Origin of the sequence: uncultured Campylobacter sp., from assembly GCF_938018145.1 — a bacterium.
Lineage (GTDB): Bacteria > Campylobacterota > Campylobacteria > Campylobacterales > Campylobacteraceae > Campylobacter_A.
Window position 1 is genome coordinate 1 of the sequence record NZ_CALIII010000246.1, and the last position, 2,244, is coordinate 2,244.

Consider the following 2,244-nt stretch of genomic DNA (forward strand, 5'->3'; position numbering starts at 1 on the left):
ACGCTGCAAAAACAAAAAATCTCAAGCGTCGGCTTGCCGCTACCGGGATACGAAGTAAAATGCATAAGCGACGAGATGATGGAGCTACCCGCAGGCGAGGTCGGTGAGCTAATCGTAAAAGGCGACTGCGTGATGCAAGGCTACCTAAATATGCCAGACGCCACCGACGAAACGATCGTAAACGGCTGGCTGCGCACGGGCGACCTCGTTAAGATCGACGAGGAAGGCTATATCTTTATCGTCGACCGCAAAAAAGACCTCATCATCTCAAAGGGCATCAACATCTACCCGCGCGAGATCGAGGAGGTGCTATTTAAGCTGCCCGAAGTCGAAGCCGCCGCCGTTATCGGCGTCAGAGACGAGCACGCGGACGAGGAGGTCACGGCGTTTATTCAGTTTAAAGAGGATATGAGCCTGGACGAAAAAGATATCCGCGCGCATCTGAAAAAACACTTGGCGAATTTTAAAATTCCAAAGACGATTTATTTTAAAGACGAACTACCTAAAAACGCGACCGGCAAAGTGCTTAAGCGCGTTTTAAAAGAGCAGTTAAGGGGTGAAATTTAGTGCGATTTTTGATAGAGTTTATCGGCGGCGAGCAAAATTCTAAAATTTCCTCGCTCATAAAATGCAGCGAAAACGAGGCGAAAATTTTACGCCACCTGAGCAAAAGCTACGTCGAGGGCACTCCACAAAGTAGCGCTTACGACGTGCTTTGCGCTGTTTTTGGCAGCGAGGAGTATAAATTTTTAGCAGGCCTTGCGGACGTAAAAAACCTGTTAGAAAGCGGCTGGATCGTGCAGGGCTTTTCTATATTTAAAAACCCTAACGCAGACGGCGCGGGCTCAAATTTACTCGGCCTGCTTCACAGCGAGATCTCGCTCTCGCCGCTTTTTCTAAAAATTTTAGAAGAAGGCGAGTTTGGGCTTACGTTGCCCGCAGTCGCGCCCTACGCCGATCATCTTGACTACCTAAAAGATCAATTTTTGCGCGTGGAGCTTTACGGCAAGCTCTCGTTTTTTAGCAAAAACGTCTCAAGCGACGCCAAAAACCGCCTCGAAAAAGACGTGAAAGAGCTAGAAGCCATCATCGAAAAACGGCTAAATTTAAGCAAAATTTCGATCTCCGTCGAGCAAATTTTCAAAGATAACGCGCTAAACGACAAAGAACAGCTGATTTTCCTCGCGCTTTTAAAGGAAGAATACGTCGGCGAAACGGACGCCAACCGCGATCTAAACGCGCTTGTGGGAATTTTGAGCGCGGATGAATTTGAACGCATCAAAAACCGCGCCCTACTGGATGAGGGCTCAAAACTAATCGAAAACGGCCTCATCGACTACGACGAGTCGCTAAATACCTACGGCGGCTTTAGCAGGACGTTTTACATAACCGACGAAATTTTACAAAGCGTAATGCACCCCAAAACCGAGAGCAAAAGCAAAAAACTAGCGCTAGAAACTCTCGTAAAAGAGCAGGAGATCTTTGAGCTCATCGAGCCCTCGACCGACATAAACGACGTCGTGCTGGACGTCAAGGTAAAAGAGCTACTGGACGCGATCCTAAAGCAAGTAGATCGCCGCGTGCTGGCGCGCCTATCTAGCTGGGGCATCAAGTCGCGCAAAAACGTGGACGCCAAAATCATCTTTTACGGACCGCCGGGTACGGGCAAAACCATGAGCGCGCTAAGCCTCGCAAAGAGCCTAAAAAAGCAGGTTCTTAGCTTTGACTGTTCTAAAATTTTAAGCAAATACGTCGGCGAAAGCGAGCAAAACGTACGTAAAATTTTCGATACGTACAAAGAAATCTGCGCCAAAAGCAAGAGCGAGCCCGTGCTGCTGCTAAACGAAGCCGATCAGTTTCTAAGCACGCGCGTCGAGGGCGGCAGCGGCGCGGACAAGATGCACAACCAAATGCAAAATATATTTTTGGAGCAAATCGAGCGGTTTGAGGGCGTACTCATCGCCACGACGAACTTCTTGCAAAGCCTAGATATCGCGTTTTCTCGCAGGTTTGATTATAAGATCGAGTTTAAAAAGCCCGACCTCGCCGCTCGTCTTGCGATCTGGCGCAAAGTGCTGCCCGAAAATGCGAGCTTTGAGGAAAATTTCGACGTCAAACAGCTGGCTAAATTTGAGCTAAGCGGCGCGCAAATCATGCTCGCGCTCAAAAACACAGCGCTAAAAGTCGCCGTGCGCGAGGACGGGATATTTACGATGAGCGATTTTGAAAGCGAGATCAAACGCG

General features: G+C 48.8%; 2 protein-coding genes. Both read left to right on the forward strand.

Going from position 1 to position 2,244, the window contains the following annotated elements; genetic code table 11:
• Positions 1-567 (forward strand): AMP-binding protein (locus Q0338_RS05710; protein WP_298085916.1); only part of this gene is annotated, 567 nt, incomplete at its 5' end.
• The coding region (locus Q0338_RS05715) for an ATP-binding protein (protein WP_298085917.1) at positions 567-2,244 on the forward strand (1,678 nt) is incomplete at its 3' end. The genes Q0338_RS05710 and Q0338_RS05715, both read left to right, overlap by 1 nt.